Genomic DNA, 17,336 nt, shown 5'->3' on the forward strand with positions numbered 1-17,336 from the left:
GAAGACGGCGCCGACCAGCGGTGCCCGACTCGGGTGAGCAGTTGCATCACCCGGTCTGCCCGGAGGTCTGACAGAGCGGCGGGTGCAGCCGTCCCGGCCGCGCTGGAATTCGGGCGCGGGGACGGCGCCGGCAAAGGCAAAGGTCGTCATGATCAGTCCTTGTGTGGGAGGGGCCATCCCGGAGGGCGTGCCAGGTCACGGCGTCAGTAGCGGGTTGAGGGCACGATGTTCGTCGACTGCCTGGGGACCCGGCCGGTGGATCGGGCCCGTGCCCAGGGTCAGGGACAGGCCCGTGCCCTGGTTGGCGTGGGCGATGATCTCCGCGGTGATGGAGATCGCCGTCTCCTCAGGCGTGCGTGCACCGAGGTCGAGACCGATCGGGGAGCGCAGCCGAGCCAGTCGGTCCTGCGCGACGCCGGCCTCGCGCAGGAGACGCAGGCGTTCGTCGTGCGTCCGGCGGGATCCCATCGCGCCCACGTAACCGACGGGCAGATCGAGTGCCAGCTGCAGCAGGGGGATGTCGAACTTGGAGTCGTGGGTGAGGACGCAGACGGCGGTACGGCCGTCCACCTCGGTGCGTTCCAGGTAGCGGTGGGGCCAGTCGACCACGACCTCGTCCGCGTGCGGGAAGCGGGCCGCGGTGGCGAAGACGGGGCGGGCGTCGCACACGGTGACCCGGTAGCCGAGGAAGCTGCCGGCCTGGCTGAGCGCGGTGGCGAAGTCGACCGCGCCGAAGATCAGCATGCGGGGGCGGGTCGCGGCCACGTGGACGAGGACGGAGAGCCGTTCGGGGCAGGGGTCTGCGTCCCCGCCGAGCGCGACGGCCGCGGTGCGTCCCGCCCGCAGCTGGGCTGTGGCCCGGTCCGCCACGGCCATTCCTGTCGGCCCTGCGGCCAGCGTCGCGTCGGCGCTGCAGCTGTCACCGAGAACGCTCAGGGTGGCGCCGATCAGTCCGTCGGGGCCGTCGACGACCTGTGCCACGGCGGCGGGTCGGCCCGCGGCGACCTCGGCGAACACCGCGGCGAGATGCGGCCGGGTCGCGGGGTCGATGCGCTGGACGAGGACGTCGAGTTCGCCGCCGCAGGTCAGGCCGACGGCGAAGGCGTCGTCGTCTGAGTAGCCGAACCAGGCGCGCTGCGGGGCGCCCCGGTCCTGTAGCACCTGTCGGCACAGTTCGTAGACGGCGCCTTCGACGCAGCCGCCGGAGATGCTGCCGACGGCGTTGCCGTCCTCGTCCACCGCGACCGACGTACCGACGGGCAGGGGCGCGCTTCCAGTGACGTCGACGACGGTGGCCAGGGCGAACGGGCGTGCCTCGCGGCACCAGCGGTGCAGTGTGTCCGCGATGTTCAGCATGAGTCCTTCTCCGTGGTTTGCCGTCGGGGCGTGGGGCGGGTCGCCGCCGCGTCGTCGGGGAGTGCATACGCGGCGGCGACCCTGGTGGGTCCGGCAGCCGGGCGGGAGACCGGTTACCGGACAGGCCGGTGGCATTGAAGACCGCGTTGGCGAACGGGGCCTGCGCCGTGCGGAACGGCCCCCGGGCAAGCCCCGGATGTGCATTTCCGGGGAGGCTGAATTTCCAGTGATCCCGTGGGTGGTGCGATGTCGGTCGCACCACCCGAGCACTCCTGCCCGGAGTGATCCTGACGGGTTGACGGCCTACATCACGTGCTCGATCCGGATGGGCAGCTGGTTCTGTCGCTGTCCGGTGGCGTGGAAGACCGCGTTCGCGACAGCGGCTGCCGCGCCGATCATCGTGACTTCGCCGAGGCCCTTCACCCCGAGGTCGTTGAGGAGCAGGTCGGGCTCGTCGATGAAGTCGAAGTCGATCTCCTGTATGTCGGCGTTGACCGCGAAGGGATACTCCTCCAGCGTGGTGTTGAGGAATCCGCCGAAGCGCCCGTCGACCTCGCTCGACTCCCGGAGGGCCTGGCTGATGCCCCAGACCACGCCCCCGCGGACCTGACTGGCCGCGGTGACCGGACTGGCGACCCTGCCGCAGTCGGCCACGCAGAGCGCCCTGGGCACACTGATGCGCCGTGTCGTGGCCTCGATGCGGACCTCGACGAAGTGAGCGACCCAGCTGAAGGCCGTGAAGTCCGGGAAGACCGGACCCGCGGCGGAGAACAGGCCGGCCCGTGAACGGTCGAGCATCTCGGGGGGCTGGCCCGGTCCCACGGAGGTCACCTCCACCTCCGGCGACCCGCCTCCGGTGGCTCGAACCGTGGCTGCCACATCCACGGTCCCGGTGTCGCCCGTGCCGAGGTGCTTGCGCAGCTCGCCAAGTGCCTTGTGCACGGCGGGCAACGCGGTCGCGGTGCCCCACGCACCGGCGGTGAGATGCTGCGGCGCGAAGCGCGTGTCACCGACCCGTACGACGACGTCCCGCACGGGAACACCGAGGTCCTCCGCGACCAGGAGAGCGATGGCCGAGCGGATGCCCTGCCCCATCTCGTGGCCGTCAACACTGACGGTCACCCGGCCATCGGCCGCCGCGGACATACGGGCCACGGCCGGAGCGACCAGGACCGGGTGGCCGCCGACAGCGACGCCCATGCCCACGAGCGATCCGTCAGCGGCACGCATCGACCCCGGCCGAGGATCGCGTTTGTCCCATCCGAACCGCTCCGCACCCCGCGTCAGACACTGCGCCAGGTGGCGGGAGGAGAAGGGCAGACCGGTGACCGGGTCCGTGGCGGTGTCGTTGGCCAACCGCAGCTCGACGGGGTCCTGGCCGGTGGCGTAGGCCAGTGCGTCGATGGCCGACTCGAACGCGAAGCTGGCCGGGCCCTCCATCGGAGCCCTCATGAATCCCGGCGTCTGGACATCAGTTTGAACCAGGCGCTGACGTCCCCCGAAGTTGGGTACGGCGTACAGCCTCGACGTCATCTCCGTGAACATGGCGGGGTACAGGTCGTGGCGGGACGTCTGGTGCTCCGCGTCGTGGAGGGCGGCCAGGAGCCGTCCCGACGGGTCGGCGCCGAGCCGGATGCGATGACGGCTGACCGGCCGGAAGCTGCCGGTGTGGAACGTCTGCGGGCGCGGAATGACCAGCTTGACCGGACGCATCAGCCGGCGTGCGGCGAGCGCCAGCGGCCCGATGTGCGGCTGCAGTGCGTTGCGGGATCCGAAACCGCCTCCGATGTAGGGCGAGATCACTTCGACATCCGCCGGATCGAGGTTCAGCTGCGTGGCGACTCCGTGGCGCAGTGCGCCGGCGTTCTGGGTGCCCTCGTGCACCACGAGCCTGTCGCCCTGCCATTCCACGACCGAGCTGGTCAGTTCCATCGGGACCTGGTGCTGCGCCGGGTGCAGGTAGGTCTCGTCGATCTGCACGGGGCTCGCCGCGTAGGCGCTCTCGGCGTCGCCCACCTTGATGTCGGGAAACCAGGGCAGGGCTTCTTCCTGGATGACGGAGGTGGCGCCTTCGTCGTCGAGTCCGACGGCGAACGGCTCGGTCTCGTAGCGTGCCCGGACGAGTTCCGCCGCCTCGGTGGCGGCGACCGGGGTGTCGGCGACGACCAACGCGATCGGCTGTCCCCGGTAGGCGACGACATTGCTGAGCAGCGGCTGCAGGCTCTGGAAGGAGAAGCCTCCACCCATCAGGAACCCGGGACCGCGCAGTTCGTCCTCGGTGAACCGGGTCAGGACCAGACGGACTCCGGGGACCGCCTCGGCCGCGGCGGTGTCGATGGCCACGGTGCGGCCCCTGCCGATCGTGGCCACGGCGAACATGGCATACGCCAGGTCGTCCGGGACGCGGTCGGCGCCGTAGCGTGCGCTGCCGGTGACCTTTTCGTGGGCGTCGACGCGGCGCAGGTCTGGGGTCTTCATCGGGCGGCTCGCTTCCCGGCGGTGAGCAGTGCGTCAGTGACGGTGCGGATGCCCAGCTCCACTCGGAACGCGCCGGTGCGCGGAGGGCGGGCCCCGGCGAAGGCGACTTCCCCCGCGCGGCGGGCGGTTTCCAAGGTGAGTCGCTCGCCGATCAGCGAGCGTTCCGCTTCCGTCGCCCGCCAGGGGCGCGTGGCGACCCCTCCCAGACCGATCCGGCAGTCCGTGACCGTTCCCTGGGCGTCCAGCGTCACGGCGGTGGCGGCCGAGGTGAGGGCGAAGGCGTAGGACTCCCGGTCACGGATCTTGTGGTAGGTGGAGCCGCGACCGGCGGGTGTCGCGGGAACGCGGATCCGCAGGATCAACTCATCGGGAGCCAGGGTGTGTTCGAGCAGGGGGTTGTCCCCCGGTTCGACGTGCAGCTCGCCGAGCGGCAGCGTCCGCTCGCCGCCTGGGCCGACCACGTCGAGTACGGCGTCGAACGCGATCAGGGCTACGGCCCAGTCGCCCGGGTAGGTGGCGATGCAGGTGTCACTGGTGCCCAGCAGCGCGTGGGTACGGTCGAGTCCCTCGAGAGCCGCACAGCCGCTGCCGGGATTCCTCTTGTTGCACGGGAACTCCGCCCCGCCGCGGAAGTAGCCACATCGCGTGCGTTGCAGCAGGTTCCCGCCCACCGTCGCCATGTTGCGCAGTTGCTGGGACGCCGCCCGCCACAAGGATTCCGACAGCGCCGGATAGTCGCGGCGTACGACCGGATGGTCGGCGACCTCGGCCATTTTCGCTCCCGCACCGAACGACAGTTCGCCCTCACCCGTGCTGATCTCGGTCAGCTCGACGAGACGGTGAATGTCGATGACGGCCGGCGGCGCCTCGATGCCGAGCTTCATCAGGTCGTACAGGGTCGTGCCACCGGCCAGGATCCTGGTGCCCGGCTCGGCGGCGGCCAGGGCATCGACGGTCCCGGCGACGCTGTCGGGCACCACATAGGCGAATGAGCGCACCGTCTACACCTCGCTCTGCGCGGCCTGGTCGGCCACCCGGCGGATGGCGGCGGTGATGCCGACATACGCGCCGCACCGGCACAGGTTGCCGCTCATGTACTCACGGATGTCGCCGTCGGTCTCGGCGTGGCCTTCGGCCAGGCAGGCCAGGCCGGACATCACCTGCCCAGGTGTGCAGTAGCCGCACTGGAGGGCATCGCAGTCGACGAACGCCTGCTGCAACGGGTGCAGCGTGCCGTCGGGAGCCGCGACCCCCTCGATGGTCGTCACGTCCTGTCCCGCGACCTGGACCGCCGGCGTCAGACAGGACACGACGCGACGGCCGTCGATGTGCACCGTGCAGGCACCGCACTGCCCCTGATCGCACCCCTTCTTGGTCCCGGTCAGCACGAGACGCTCCCGCAGCACGTCCAGCAGAGACTCACGAGGATCCAGAGCGAGGCACACCTCCTCGCCGTTGACGGTGAAGGCCGTCTCCACCAGGCCGGTCGGCGGCCTCGTGGTCGTCGATGTCTTCTCCATAGGGGGCTCGCTCCTTCGTTGCGGCGGGCGGGTGAGCGCCTGCGGCCTCGACCGTAGAAGCGCCCGCGCAGGAGCGGGAGAGGAAGGTTTATCCATGGATCGGCGGTCTCTGCCTGATGGAGAGGTCCCTGAACGGTCCAGCCACCCCAGCCCAAGCCCCTCGGACGACACGCACAGGCGCACATCCGCCAGGCCGTTTCCCGGTCGGTCGTAGGTACGTCGCGTGGTCTGATCGAGTGATCGCGGAGGGTTTCGCACCACGTCTGACCAGCGGGCGCCTACGGGGGATGTGCGGGCTCGCGACAATCGTCGAAGGCGGAAGATCCGACCGCCCCGCACTCCGGACGAAACCCCCAGAGCGGGTCTACCTGACCTGCACCTTCAGGTCACCAAAGGATGGCCGCCAACGGCCCCTCGGCGGCAGGTGCGTTCGGCGGCGGAAGGTCGGACTGAAACCAGGCGGCCCGCGGGGTGCGTGCCGAAGGAACGCCGACGCGGGGCGTCCGCGCCCTACTCGGTGGCGGTGACTTCGGCGAGCGGGACGGCGCGCTCCCCGGCCGGGTCCGGGCCGCGCGGTGCCTCACGCCCTGCGCGTGGCTGTCCGTGTCACGCCTTCGGCGGCACCACCAAGGACAGTGATACGCGTGGGAATGCCCGGCGTCCCCGCAGGCCCAGCGGTCGATGCGGCTCGTTGACGATCACATGGTCCCACCGCCCATGTACACCCTCATGTGGTGAAAGCCGGACCGTCCGACAATGACAGCGCACGTCGTCTGGATAGGGGGTGGTGCCTGCGGAGACGATCCGAGAGGTGCGCCCCTTCCCTGGGGCTTACCTGGGCGTCGACACCTGGTCCTTGGACGAGCGCGCAGTTGTGGAAAGGGGCTCGGATGCGCCCTGCCCCGAGCTGAGCCCGTCCAGCAGGAGATCGCCGAGCTCGGAGAAGGCGTCGCCGGCGGTCAGGCCGGTCCTCTCCAGGAGGACCCCCGACTGGACCGCGTCGATGGTGACCGCTACGACGTGGGCGGCGAAGTGGCCGTTGAGGGCGCGGAAGACGCCGGTCTGCACGCCCTCTTCGATCAGTTCGTGGACCCGGTGCGCCGCGGCGGCGGAGTTCTTGCGGTAGATCTGCGCCGTCGGCTCGTAGCCGACCATGTCGTCGTAGAAGGCGTGGGAGTGCCGGCGCATGGCTGTGCCGACGCCGGTGAGGTAGACGCGGATGCGCTGCCGGGGGTCGGGCTCGGCCTGGACAGCCTGTTCGATCTCGGCGGTCGCCTCCCGGAAGAAGGCGCGGGTGACCGCCAGTACCAGCTGTTCCTTCGTGGAGGCGAGGCTGTACAGCGTCGCCTTGGAGCACTCGAGCCGTTGGGCGAGCTCGTCCATGGTCACCGCGGTGAAGCCTTCGGCCAGGATGATCGCCTCGGCCTGGAGCAGCAGTTCGTCCCGCCGGCGTGTGTCGACAACGCGCCTGCGCGCTGTTCGGCGTGGGCGTCGGTCACGCGAGTCAGTTTGGGCCGTCACCGCGGCAGTCTCCCATGAGGATCTTCGCCTGAAGCGGCGAGTGGTCGTCCGGGCCGGAAGCCGACCCCTTGCAAATGGGTACCAGCGTACCTCCTAACGTACCCACCGAGAATGTCCGCGTGAGCGACTCGTCGTCAGGCACCGATCTGCAGCAGTGTGCGGCCGAGGCCCCTTCGCTGGTCCAGGTGCTTCAGCGCAGCCGCCGCCTGTTCCAGGGGAAAGACGGACGAGAGGGGCGGGTCCAGCCGACCGGACTTCAGCAAGGGCCGGAGTTCGCGCCAACAGGCACGGGCGGCCTCCGGATCCTGTCGCCAGTACTCGTCCATCCCCACTCCGAGCACAGAGGTGTTGGTCAGCAGCAGACGATTCACTTTGACCGTGGGGATGCCCCGGCCCGCGAATCCCAGGACGAGGAGGCGCCCCCCGCCGTGCCGCAGCGCGCGAAGCGAGTCCGGGAAGCGATCCCCACCGACCGGGTCGACCACGAGGTCGACGCCCTGGCCGTCGGTGAGGGCTCTGACTGCGTCGAGGAATCCGCCGACACGTATGACCTCATGTGCTCCTACGGACCTGGCCAGTTCGGCCTTCTCCTCAGTGGATACGACCGCGATGACGCGCGCGCCGTGTGCTGCGGCCAGTTGGCAGGCCGCGCTCCCCACTCCGCCCGCGGCTCCGTGGACGAGGACGACCTCGCCGGGGCGGAGAGCACCCCGGTGGACGAGCGCGAAATGCGCGGTCAGGTAGTTCAGGGGCAGGGCCGCTCCACGGCGGGTGTCGACGTTGTCCGGGAGAGGAAAGACCATCGTTGCGTCGACAGCGACGGTCTGGGCGAAGCCACCGGTGACCGGCAGGGCTGCCACGCGGTCACCGGCGCGGAATCCGGCGCCGTCCGTGCGGGCCGTTCCGGACACCTCCCAGCCGAGGACGAACGGCAGTTCGGGACGGGTCTGGTACTCCCCGCGAGTCTGCAGGATGTCCGGGAAGACCACGCCCGCCCATTCGACGTCGATGAGAACCTGGCCCTCTCGGGTCTCCGGCTCCGGAAGCTCTTGTACGACCAGGGCATCAGGACCCTCGAATGCGGTGACGAGTGCTCCCCGCATCAGTACCTCCCGGTCCCAAGGACCGTTTCGTGACCACTGTGTGTTTGCACATCTGCGAACCGGGTCGGCTGTGTGACCGTCCTCGACGACTCCCTCTCACGGGTCACTCGTTCGCGGGGCTCGCGGTTACCGGATGGAGGATCCGATGGAGATGCCGCCGTCGACGTCCAGGACGATGCCGGTGATGTAGCCGGCGGCTTCGCTGGCGAGGAAGGCCGCGGCTTCGGCGATGTCCTCGGGCCTGCCGGTGTGGCGCATCGGGACCTTGTTGGTGAGTTTGTCGCGGGCGGGGCCGTTCATGGAGGCGAGCATCGGAGTCTCGATGAGGCCGGGGGCGATGGCGTTGGCGGTGATGCCGTGGCGGGCGCCCTCGAGTGCGAGGGTGCGGGTCATGCCGACGATGCCGGCCTTGGCGGCCACGTAGTTGGTCTGGCCGAAGTTTCCGCGCCAGGACATGGACGAGAAGCTGATGATGCGTCCGTAGCCCTGGCGTTTCATGGGGCCGAACGCGGCGCGGGCGCAGTGGAAGCCGCCGGTGAGGCTGACGTCGATGACCGCGAGCCAGTCGTCGTCGGTGATGTCCTCGACGCGGTTGTCGCGGATGATGCCGGCGTTGTTGACCAGCACGTCGAGGCGGCCGAGATCGGCGGTGATGCCGGTGATCCAGGCATTGACCTGGGCCGAGTCGGTCACGTCCATCACGTCGGTGCGGAGTTTCGCGTCGTGGGTGTCGGCGATGGTCCCGGCGGCATCGGTGAGGGCTTGTTCGTTGACGTCGGCCAGCGCGACGGTGGCGCCCTCCGCTGCGAACCGGGTCGCCATGGCGAGGCCGAGACCCTGTGCGGCCCCGGTGATGGCGACGACCCGTCCGTGGTAGCGGTTCACTTGTTGTCTGCTTTCGTGGTCCGGAGAGCGAGAAAGGCGCGCAGGGCGTCGGCCACCGAGCTCGCCGTCCAGTTGTCGGCGAAGGTGGCCAGTTCCTCGCGCAGAGCCTGCTCGGGGGTGATGCCGTCGATGCGGTGCAGGAGTGTCTTGAGGCGTTGCTGGGCGGGGCTGTGGCGGTCGGCCAACTGGTGGCAGACGCGGGTGGCTGTGTCGTCGAGGTCGGCCTCGGGCACGATCGCGTGGATCCAGCCGGTGTGCGCGAACTCGGTGGCGGGCAGCAGTTCGCCGGTGAGCAGGAGCCAGCGCGACAGGCCCCGTCCGACCGCGCCGGGAAGCCGGACGCTGGACCCGCCGGCCGGTACCAGCCGCCGCTGTAGGTGGCCGTCGCCGATGAGGGTGGTGTCGGCGGCGACGACGACATCGCACGCCAGCGCGAGTTCGAGGCCCCCGGCGACGGCGTGACCGTGCAGGACGGCGACCCAGGGTTTCGGGCTGGCCGCGATGCGGCTGAAGCAGGCGGATACGTCGGCCAGGAAGCCGACCGGGTTGTCGCCGCGGTCGTGCAGCTGGAGGAACTGGTGGAAGTCCCCGCCGGCGCAGAAGCTCGGCCCGTTGCCCGCCACGGCGATCACTGCTGTGGCGGGGTCGTCCTCGGCGCTGGTGATCTCCTTGCCCAGGGCCTCGATGAGTGCGGCGTCGAGGGCGTTGCGCCGCTCCGGGCGGTTGAGCAGCAACCACCTGACGGCGCCGCGTTGTTCGACGAGGAGAGGTGCGGTGTCGGTCACTGTGGCTCTCGGCTTGAAAGTTCCGTGCGGCGACGGCTGCGCAGCAGGTAGCGCTGGGTCTTCCCGCTGGGTGTCTTGGGCAGGGCGTCGATGAAGTGGATCGTGCGCGGGTAGGCGTGGGCGGCGTAGCGGGTCTTGACCAGCAGCTGCAGCTCAGCGGCCAGCTCCGGTGATCCGTCACCGCCGTCGCGGAGGACGACGTATGCCTCGATGACCTCGCCGCGGACGTCGTCGGGTGCGCCGATGACGCTGCACTCGGCGACGGCGGGATGCTGCGCGAGGACGCTCTCGATCTCGAACGGCCCGATCCGGTAGCCCGCCATGATGATGACGTCGTCGTCGCGGGAGGAGAAGAAGAAGTCCCCGTCGTCGTCGACCCGGCCGGCGTCGCCCGTGAGGTACCAGCGGCCGTCGGCGGTGAACTTGGCGCCGGCCTGACCCGGGATCTGGTAGTCACGGAAGGTCATCAGCGGGCTTTCGGTGACGTCGATCGCGACCCGGCCGAGCACGCCCGGTCCGGCGGGCTCGTCCTTGTCGTCGGCCAGGACGGTCAGGCTCCAGCCGGGTACCGGCCGGCCCATCGATCCGGCCTTGAGGGGGCGGGCGAGTTCGGGGTGGTGGTGGTTGGCCAGGGGCATGCCGACCTCGGTCTGGCCGAAGTGGTCGTGCACGGCCAGGCCGAGCGCGGAGCGGGCCCACTCGTTGACCTCGGGGGTCAGTGGCTCGCCCGCGCTGGACGCCCGCTGCAGGCGCAGTCCCTGCGGTACCGGCGCCGTTGAGGAGCGCAGTCCCCGGTACACGGTCGGGGCGGCGGTGAAGTCGGTGACCTGGTGGTCGAGGAGGGTGCGCCAGGTTGTCTCGGGGGAGAAGCCGCCGGACAGCAGCAGGCTGGGGATGCCGGCGGCCATCGGAGCGACGATGGCGGAGTACAGCCCGTAGGCCCAGCCGGGGTCGGCGGCACACCAGTAGACGCTGTCCCGGGTGACGCCAAGGCCGTACTCCAGGTAAACCTGCCATCCGGCGATGTAGGAGACAGGGTGGATGACCCCCTTGGGCTTGCCGGTGGTGCCGGAGGTGAACATGTGCACCAGCGGGCCGTCCCCGCTCATGAGGACGGCGGGCACCGGCTCGGTCGACGCGTCCGCGACGAGATCGGCCAGCGACGCGTCACCGTGCTGCGCGCCGGTTCCGGTGACGACGAGGCGGCGCTGGGGGTCGTCCGGCATGTCGGGGCCCGGGTCGAGCTTGTGGCGCTGGTCCGGGTCGACGACCACGACGCGCGCACCGGCGCCTTCCAGGCGCAGGGCGATGGCCTGGGGTGCGAAGGCGGTGAAAAGCGGGACGTAGACCGCGCCGAGCCGCCAGATCGCGAGGATGACGGTGACCAGGTCGGTGCTCTTGCCCATCAGGGTCGCCACCCGGTCGCCCGGACCGACCCCGAGCCCCTGCAACGCCCGCGCACAGCGGTGCGACTCCGCGGCGAGCTCGCCGAAGGTCAGGGCGGAAGTCTTCCCGGCGCTGTCGACCACGGTGAACGCCGTGCGGTCGGCGGGATGCCGGTCGCACAGCAGTCGGGCAACATTCAGGGACGGAGCCGTGAAGGTCTCGGTCAGTTCGGCGACCCGGTCGGCGGCGCTCATCGCTGGTCCTTGCGGTCGATGATCGGCAGGACCAGACGGCTGGGGTGGTTCGGCCCGTGATGGATGTGGTTGACGGCGGGGATCATCTGCTCCTCGCTCTCACGGGCGATGACACCGCCGGTGTTGGTGTTGCGGTCGTAGCGGGGGAAGTTGCTGCTGGAGACGTCCACGCGGATGCGGTGACCGGGAAGGAATACGTTCGAGGTGGCTGTCATGTCGATGGTGATCTCGTAGACCGTGCCGGGCTCCATCAGCTCTTCCGTGGCGAGGCCGCCCCGGTAGCGGGTGCGCAGGATCCCGTCGCACAGGTTGATCGCCTTGCCGTCGGGGAAGACGTCGACGAGCTTGGCGGTGAAGTCGGTGTCCACCGCCGAGGAGGAGACGAACAGGGTCAGGCTGACTGGACCGGTGACCTCGACAGGCTCTTCGAGCACGGGGGTGGCGAAACACAGCACGTCGTCGCGGCCGGTGACGGTCCGCTGGTCGACCGGGCCGCAGAATCCCGGTGTCACCGGCATGGACGCCCCGCCGGCCGAGGGAACCGGACGGCGCGGGTCGTAGAGGTAGGTGTCGTGCTCGACGCCGGCCGGTGGCTCGGTGGTCAACGCGCCGTCACCGTCAGCAGTGTTGGCACGACCGCCGCTGGTGAGGTGGTAGTCGGTCCACAGCGTGTCGGGCAACGGCCACTCCTGCTCGTCGCGCCACTGGTCAATACCCATCACGAAGATCTTCACCGGTGCCACGTCGTCCAGAGCGGTGGTGTCGCCGCGCAGCCAGCGGTCGAAGAACTTCACATGCAGACCGGTCAGGCCCAGCATCTGGGCACTGGCCAGCGGGCCGAAGGAGCGGTCGGGATAGACGCCGGTCGTGGCCATGTGATCCCACGGACCGATGATCAGCCGTTGCCCCTCGCGCGCCTGCGCAGTGCCCGTCTGTCGGCGGGCGGTGGTGTAGGTGCGGATGGTCTGCCCGATGTAGAGGTCGTACCAGCCGCCGATGTTGAGCGCCGGAACGGTGACGTTCTTGAGCTCGGGCGTCAGCTCCATGGCGTCCCAGTACGCGTCGTGGGAGGGGTGGGCCATCCAGTCGTCCCACCACTTCCCGTACGCAGCTAGGACCGGAACCTCCGCCGTCGGCAGCACCTCGTTGAGTGACTCGGCGGACAGCAGCGCCTGGCCGAGCTGCTGCACCTGGTCCACGGAGCCCTCACCGGCCGCCAAAGACCGCTGCGCATCGGCCGCGTACATCATGGCGTTCCACAGCGTGACCAGACTCAGTGAGAGCGCACCGCCCGCGCCATACCAGGGCGACTCGTAGTTGTCGATCGAGGTGAAGGCCGGTGCGATCGCCTTGAGCGCAGGAGCGGCGGTCACGGCGGTCTCCCACTGCACCATCCCGAGGTAGGACGGCCCGTACATGCCCACCGTGCCGTCCGACCATGGCTGTTCCGCGATCCAGGCGACGGTGTCCTCGCCGTCGGCCCGATCGGCCATATGCGGAACGAACTCGCCTTCCGAGCGGTGGGTGCCCCGGCAGTCCTGTACCACCACCGCGTAACCGGCCTCCACCAGAGTCAGGAGGTCGGGGATGGCTGACTGGCCGAAGCCCATCACGTCCTTGCCGTACGGCAGGCGCACGAGCAGCGTCGGGGCCGCCCCTTCGGCCGGATGCCACACGTTGGCGGCGAGGGCTACGCCATCACGCATCGGGACCTGGACGTCTATGTCGTATATGTGCTGCATCGGTGCTCCTCATTGAGCTGACGGCGTCGCCCCCGGATGTGGGTACGTTAAGAGGTACGTTCGTACCCTGTCAATTACCCGATGGAAGGTGGATCAACGCCGCCGCGGTCGAGGGGCGGCTTCCGAACGGGTGCAGGCGAGGTGGCAGACGGCACAAGGCTGGGTTCCGAGGCGACGTCCCAGGTGGCCGTCCGGACGATGGGTACCGGGCCCGGGCACTTCGTCGAGAATCTCAGGGAAGGACCGTTCGAGACGGTCGGCGTCGACTGAGACGAGGGCGAGAGCGAGAGCGGTGACCGAACCGCTCAGCGCCTCCAGTGTGGCTGTCAGCTGACAGACCGCGCTGGGGTGTTCACGAAGTGGGGGTTTACCTGGGATGATGCAACCCGACGTAGAGCACCTTCCCGCGACTGCGAAGATCACTTCCCTTTTGGTGTTCGCCGCGCAGAACCCTCATCCGTCGTCACCCCGACGGAACCACCGAGACCGTTCCGACCGCCTCGGACGGCCTCACCTCACCCACCACCCCCACCGCGGTACGCGGAAACCAGCTCTCATCACCGACGCCAGCCTCGCCGAACCCCACGACGCCAAGGTGCGGCGCGGAACGATCGACCCCGCCTCACCGAGCTGCGGCACGACCGCCTGAACCTGTCGCCGCCCGGCGTCCGGAGCGGTACCTGTTGCGGATCCCGGCAAGCAGGTACAGCCAGTGTGAAACACGCAGGAAACGGGTGCTTCCTAGACTCCGGCAGATGCGCCACCTGACTGTCCTCGAAGCCCCCACCGAGTGGAGCCGGTTCACCGAAGGTTCCGTCGAACGCCGCATGCTGATCGCCCTCGGCGACCGGCTCGGTACCACGCTGCGTCCGAAGCCGCTCATGCTGCCCGACGGCAACCGCGTCGAGGTCGAGGGGATCGACGCCGACGGCCGGGTGCTCGTCCAGCTCGTCGGCAATCAGGGCACGTACAAGCCCGCTTACCGCAACAAGGTCATGGCGGACATGTTCAAGCTGCTCTGGCTGCGTGACGCGGTGCCCACCGCCGAGCGGGCGGTGCTCCTCGTCTCCGAGCTGATCGTGCAGGCGCTCGGCGGCTGGGTGGGAGGCGCGGCGGCGGACCTCGGAATCGAGATCTACGTCTTCGACGGCAGCACGGCCGTAACGCTGCAGCAGCGAACGTAATACTCGCGAAACAAGAAGCGGTGGCGGAGCGAAACACGGGGCTCCTACGGTCGGAAACACCTAAGCGGATTTCCGCGTCGCAGTCTCCCGCACTCGCTACGCACGCTCTCCGACTTCCAGGATCGGGCCTTCGTGCTCGCGACATGGATGGGAGCGTGAAGGTGACTGGTACGCCAGCACTTGAGTTGCGGTCGGTGCACCGGGTCTACGGATTCGGGCCGTCCGCCACGAATGCCCTCGACGGCGTTGATCTGACGGTGCCGCCCGGCCGGTTCGTCAGTCTCATCGGGCCCAGCGGCTGCGGCAAGTCGACGCTGTTGCGCATGGTGGCCGGGCTTGAGCAGCCCGATCGCGGTGAGGTCCGGGTGCATGGCGTGACGCCGGCGAAGGCGTGCGCCGCCAAGATGATCGGACTCGTGCCGCAGAGCCCGGCGTTGCTGCCCTGGCTGTCCGTGCTGCGGAACGTCACACTGCCGCAGAAGATCAACAGGGGTGCCGCCGGGCGTCGCGAGCGCATCGGCGGCTTCGAGAAGCGGCAGGCGACCCCGGACATGCGGGACCTCCTGGTCAAGGCGGGTCTCGGCGAAGCCATGCACAAGCTCCCGGCGCAGTTGTCCGGCGGTATGCAGCAGCGTGCCGCGATCGTGCGCGCCTTCGGTCTGCGCCCCGACGTGCTCGTCATGGACGAGCCCTTCTCGGCACTCGACGAGTTCACCCGCGAGAGCCTTCAGGACCAACTGCTCGACCTGTGGGATGAGTTGAAGACAACGGTACTGTTCGTCACCCACTCCGTCTCGGAGGCCGTCCGGCTCTCCGACACCGTGGTCGTCATGGCACCGCGGCCGGGCCGCATCGTGGACACCATCGACATCGGCCTGCCCCGGCCGCGCGGAGAGAACCTCTTCCGGGAACGTCGCTTCCACGAGTACGAGGACCTGATCCGAGACCGTCTGCGTCATGCCTGGCACGGCGCGGCCGCGTGAAGGGGGTGCGGGAGATGACCGTGACCGACGAATGCGCCGGCACCACCCCGGCGACGGAGCCGGAGACACCCGTCGAACCGTCGCGCTTCAGCCTCGGGCATCCGAGGTCCCGGATCGCCTGGGTCCGTCCCTCCGTGTGGCTGCCCCTCGCCGTGACGCTGGCCTTCCTCGCCGTCCTGTGGCAGTGGGGAGCCAGGGAACTGCCCTACCTGCTGCCGCCGCTGCCGAAGATCGGCGGCTCGCTCACCACGGAGTTCGGCTACTACGTCGACAACGCCCTGGTCACCCTGGGTGAGGCGACGGCCGGCCTTGCGCTGGGGTTCGTCGCCGCGGTCGTCCTCGCGGTGCTGACGACCGAGCTTCCCGTGGTGCGCCGGGCGGTCATGCCGATCGCGGTCGTCCTCAACGTCACCCCGCTCGTGGCGATCGCACCGGCACTGGTCGTGGCCTTCGGTTTCGGCCCGCTGCCCAAGCTCGTCATCGCCGGCTTGATCTGCTTCTTCCCGATCCTCATCAACACCGCGGCCGGTCTGCGGTCGGTGCCGCAGCAGGTGTTGCAGGTGTACCGGACGATGGACGCGGGCCGCTTCGAACTCCTGCTGCACGTGCGCTTCCCCAACGCGCTGCCGTTCCTGTTCGCGGCGCTGCGCATCGTCTTCCCCCTGTCGATCGTCGGCGCGGTGGTCGCCGAGATGTCGGCGTCCGGATCGACCCGCGGCCTCGGCACCGCGATCAGTGTGGCCTCGTCGATGAACCAGCTGCCGGTTGTATACGCCTCGATCCTCGTCCTCGCGGTCCTGGGCGTACTCCTGCTGCTCGTCGTGACGCTGGTGGAACGCCGCGTCCTCCACTGGCACGACAGCGCGCACAACTGACCCGCCCTCATCTCTTCGTCCCCGGTGGCCCTCGACGGCGGGGCACTCGGCACCTCCTGCCCTGATCCGCGCCACGGGCACCCCTTCCCGGGCGCCTCTTTCCCAGTCACCCCTTCCCCGGCGGCCCCCGCCAGTTCGGAGTCACCCATGCGGTCCACCCTCATCAGATCCGGCCTCGCCTCCCTCGCCGCCGTCGCGTTGACGGCCGGCGTCGCGGGATGCGGCTCGGACTCCTCCGACAGCACCTCGGCGGGCTCGGCGGGTTCCGCGATCTCCGCCGCGCGGTGCGCCGAGAACAAGGCCGCCGGAAAGATCACCTACCTGTCGGGCTACCAGTACCAGTCATCGGTGTCGATCCTCGAGTACATCGCCGCCGCAAAGCTCGGCTACTTCAAGGACCTCTGCCTCGACGTCGCCCTCAAGCCCGGCACCGGCGACACGGCACAGAACACCAAGCTCCTCGCCAGCGGACAGGCGACCGTGAGTCCGGTCGCCGAGCAGGACGTCATCCAGGCCCGGGCCAACGGCATCGACATCACCGGCATCTCCTCGTACTCGAACGCCGGCCTCGAGATCCTGATGACGAACAAGGACATCACCAAGCTGACCCAGCTCGATGGCAAGGTCGTCGGCCACAAGGGCTACGTACCCGCCACCGTCCAGGCCATGATGGTCAAGGCCGGAGTCAAGTGGGACTCGCTCAAGCTGGTCAAGCAGGGCTACGACCCCTCCGTACTGCCCCGCAGGCAGGGCGGCCTGGAGGCGCTCACTGGATTCGTCTCCAACGAGCCCAACCAGCTCAAGGCGGCCGGCGACGACGTCACGGTGTGGAAGCCGGTCGACTACGGCGTCCCCAGCTCACTCGGCGCGATGGCGGTGAACCCGGCGTTCGCCAAGGCCCACCCGCACGCCGTCGAGGACATCCTGCGCGCCGCGCTGCACGCCTTCGACTACTGCACGTCCAGCGACAAGCACATCGCCGAATGTGTGGGGTACGCGGCCGAGCTGTCCGGACCGACCTACGACAGAAAACTGAACGCGGCGATCTGGAAGACCGAGACGCAGGTCGTCAAGGACAACCCGACGCCCGGTCAGCCCCTGGGCGGCATCGACCCCGAGAACGTCACGGGGCTGGTCGGCATGCTGCACCAGTTCAGGATCGTGCCCGACAGTGTGACGGCCGACCAGGCCAAGGGGTGGTTCGACGCTTCCTTCGTCAAGAACGTATACGCCGCCGACAAGCTCGTCTGGCCCGCCCCCTAGC

14 protein-coding genes are annotated in these 17,336 nt (G+C 69.4%); 4 read left to right on the plus strand and 10 right to left on the minus strand.

The features are described 5' to 3' along the window. Positions 1-195 precede the first annotated feature (195 nt). From ACZ4UV_RS44965 to ACZ4UV_RS45010, 10 genes are all read right to left on the minus strand, one after another. Positions 196-1,356: an XdhC family protein gene (locus ACZ4UV_RS44965; protein ID WP_467846607.1), complete on the minus strand. Its 1,161-nt coding sequence runs from the start codon at positions 1,354-1,356 to the stop codon at positions 196-198. A 303-nt stretch (positions 1,357-1,659) separates the two neighbouring features. Next, positions 1,660-3,834 carry a xanthine dehydrogenase family protein molybdopterin-binding subunit gene (locus tag ACZ4UV_RS44970; protein WP_467846610.1) on the minus strand — a complete coding sequence of 725 codons (2,175 nt, stop codon included), beginning with the start codon at positions 3,832-3,834 and terminating at the stop codon, positions 1,660-1,662. Further along, on the minus strand, positions 3,831-4,832 hold the full coding sequence (locus tag ACZ4UV_RS44975) for an FAD binding domain-containing protein (protein ID WP_467846614.1): 1,002 nt from the start codon (positions 4,830-4,832) through the stop codon (positions 3,831-3,833). The genes ACZ4UV_RS44970 and ACZ4UV_RS44975 overlap by 4 nt, the downstream gene beginning before the upstream one ends. A 3-nt stretch (positions 4,833-4,835) precedes the next feature. Then, complete coding sequence (locus tag ACZ4UV_RS44980) at positions 4,836-5,354, minus strand: (2Fe-2S)-binding protein (RefSeq protein ID WP_467846618.1); 519 nt, start codon at positions 5,352-5,354, stop codon at positions 4,836-4,838. Positions 5,355-6,185: 831 nt separating this feature from the next. Beyond that, positions 6,186-6,875, minus strand: coding sequence for a TetR/AcrR family transcriptional regulator (locus ACZ4UV_RS44985; RefSeq protein ID WP_286253787.1), 690 nt, complete (start codon positions 6,873-6,875; stop codon positions 6,186-6,188). A gap of 134 nt (positions 6,876-7,009) precedes the next feature. After that, on the minus strand, positions 7,010-7,978 hold the full coding sequence (locus tag ACZ4UV_RS44990; RefSeq protein ID WP_467846623.1) for an NADPH:quinone oxidoreductase family protein: 969 nt from the start codon (positions 7,976-7,978) through the stop codon (positions 7,010-7,012). Between the two features lie 126 nt (positions 7,979-8,104). Continuing rightward, positions 8,105-8,863 (minus strand): SDR family oxidoreductase, encoded by a 759-nt coding sequence (locus ACZ4UV_RS44995; RefSeq protein ID WP_467846627.1) that lies wholly within the window; start codon positions 8,861-8,863, stop codon positions 8,105-8,107. Continuing rightward, positions 8,860-9,648, minus strand: a complete 789-nt coding sequence (locus tag ACZ4UV_RS45000; RefSeq protein ID WP_319097796.1) for an enoyl-CoA hydratase/isomerase family protein — start codon at positions 9,646-9,648, stop codon at positions 8,860-8,862. Before ACZ4UV_RS45000 ends, ACZ4UV_RS44995 begins: the two co-directional genes overlap by 4 nt. After that, positions 9,645-11,288, minus strand: a complete 1,644-nt coding sequence (locus ACZ4UV_RS45005; protein ID WP_467846632.1) for an AMP-binding protein — start codon at positions 11,286-11,288, stop codon at positions 9,645-9,647. The genes ACZ4UV_RS45000 and ACZ4UV_RS45005 overlap by 4 nt, the downstream gene beginning before the upstream one ends. Beyond that, on the minus strand, positions 11,285-13,030 hold the full coding sequence (locus ACZ4UV_RS45010) for a CocE/NonD family hydrolase (RefSeq protein WP_467846635.1): 1,746 nt from the start codon (positions 13,028-13,030) through the stop codon (positions 11,285-11,287). The genes ACZ4UV_RS45005 and ACZ4UV_RS45010 overlap by 4 nt, the downstream gene beginning before the upstream one ends. Positions 13,031-13,785: 755 nt before the next feature. On the opposite strand from ACZ4UV_RS45010, the gene ACZ4UV_RS45015 reads away from it, so the two are divergent. The 4 genes from ACZ4UV_RS45015 (at position 13,786) to ACZ4UV_RS45030 (ending at position 17,335) form a co-directional block, all read left to right on the plus strand. Next, positions 13,786-14,214, plus strand: a complete 429-nt coding sequence (locus ACZ4UV_RS45015; RefSeq protein ID WP_467846639.1) for a hypothetical protein — start codon at positions 13,786-13,788, stop codon at positions 14,212-14,214. A 161-nt stretch (positions 14,215-14,375) separates the two neighbouring features. Further along, positions 14,376-15,197 (plus strand): ABC transporter ATP-binding protein, encoded by an 822-nt coding sequence (locus tag ACZ4UV_RS45020; RefSeq protein WP_467846644.1) that lies wholly within the window; start codon positions 14,376-14,378, stop codon positions 15,195-15,197. A 14-nt stretch (positions 15,198-15,211) separates the two neighbouring features. After that, on the plus strand, positions 15,212-16,072 hold the full coding sequence (locus tag ACZ4UV_RS45025) for an ABC transporter permease (RefSeq protein WP_467846648.1): 861 nt from the start codon (positions 15,212-15,214) through the stop codon (positions 16,070-16,072). 147 nt (positions 16,073-16,219) lie between these two features. Then, the gene (locus ACZ4UV_RS45030; RefSeq protein WP_467846651.1) at positions 16,220-17,335 is read left to right on the plus strand and encodes an ABC transporter substrate-binding protein; all 1,116 of its coding nucleotides are present in this window, start codon (positions 16,220-16,222) and stop codon (positions 17,333-17,335) included. Position 17,336 lies beyond the last annotated feature (1 nt).

Source organism: Streptomyces sp. NPDC028289 (assembly GCF_055565975.1).

Coding starts and splice junctions, on each gene's coding strand:
- ACZ4UV_RS45010 (WP_467846635.1), bottom strand. CDS start 13,030: ATGCAGCACATATACGACATAGACGTCCAGGTCCCGATGCGTGATGGC.
- ACZ4UV_RS45005 (WP_467846632.1), bottom strand. CDS start 11,288: ATGAGCGCCGCCGACCGGGTCGCCGAACTGACCGAGACCTTCACGGCT.
- ACZ4UV_RS45025 (WP_467846648.1), top strand. CDS start 15,212: ATGACCGTGACCGACGAATGCGCCGGCACCACCCCGGCGACGGAGCCG.
- ACZ4UV_RS44980 (WP_467846618.1), bottom strand. CDS start 5,354: ATGGAGAAGACATCGACGACCACGAGGCCGCCGACCGGCCTGGTGGAG.
- ACZ4UV_RS45015 (WP_467846639.1), top strand. CDS start 13,786: ATGCGCCACCTGACTGTCCTCGAAGCCCCCACCGAGTGGAGCCGGTTC.
- ACZ4UV_RS45030 (WP_467846651.1), top strand. CDS start 16,220: ATGCGGTCCACCCTCATCAGATCCGGCCTCGCCTCCCTCGCCGCCGTC.
- ACZ4UV_RS44970 (WP_467846610.1), bottom strand. CDS start 3,834: ATGAAGACCCCAGACCTGCGCCGCGTCGACGCCCACGAAAAGGTCACC.
- ACZ4UV_RS44965 (WP_467846607.1), bottom strand. CDS start 1,356: ATGCTGAACATCGCGGACACACTGCACCGCTGGTGCCGCGAGGCACGC.
- ACZ4UV_RS44990 (WP_467846623.1), bottom strand. CDS start 7,978: ATGCGGGGAGCACTCGTCACCGCATTCGAGGGTCCTGATGCCCTGGTC.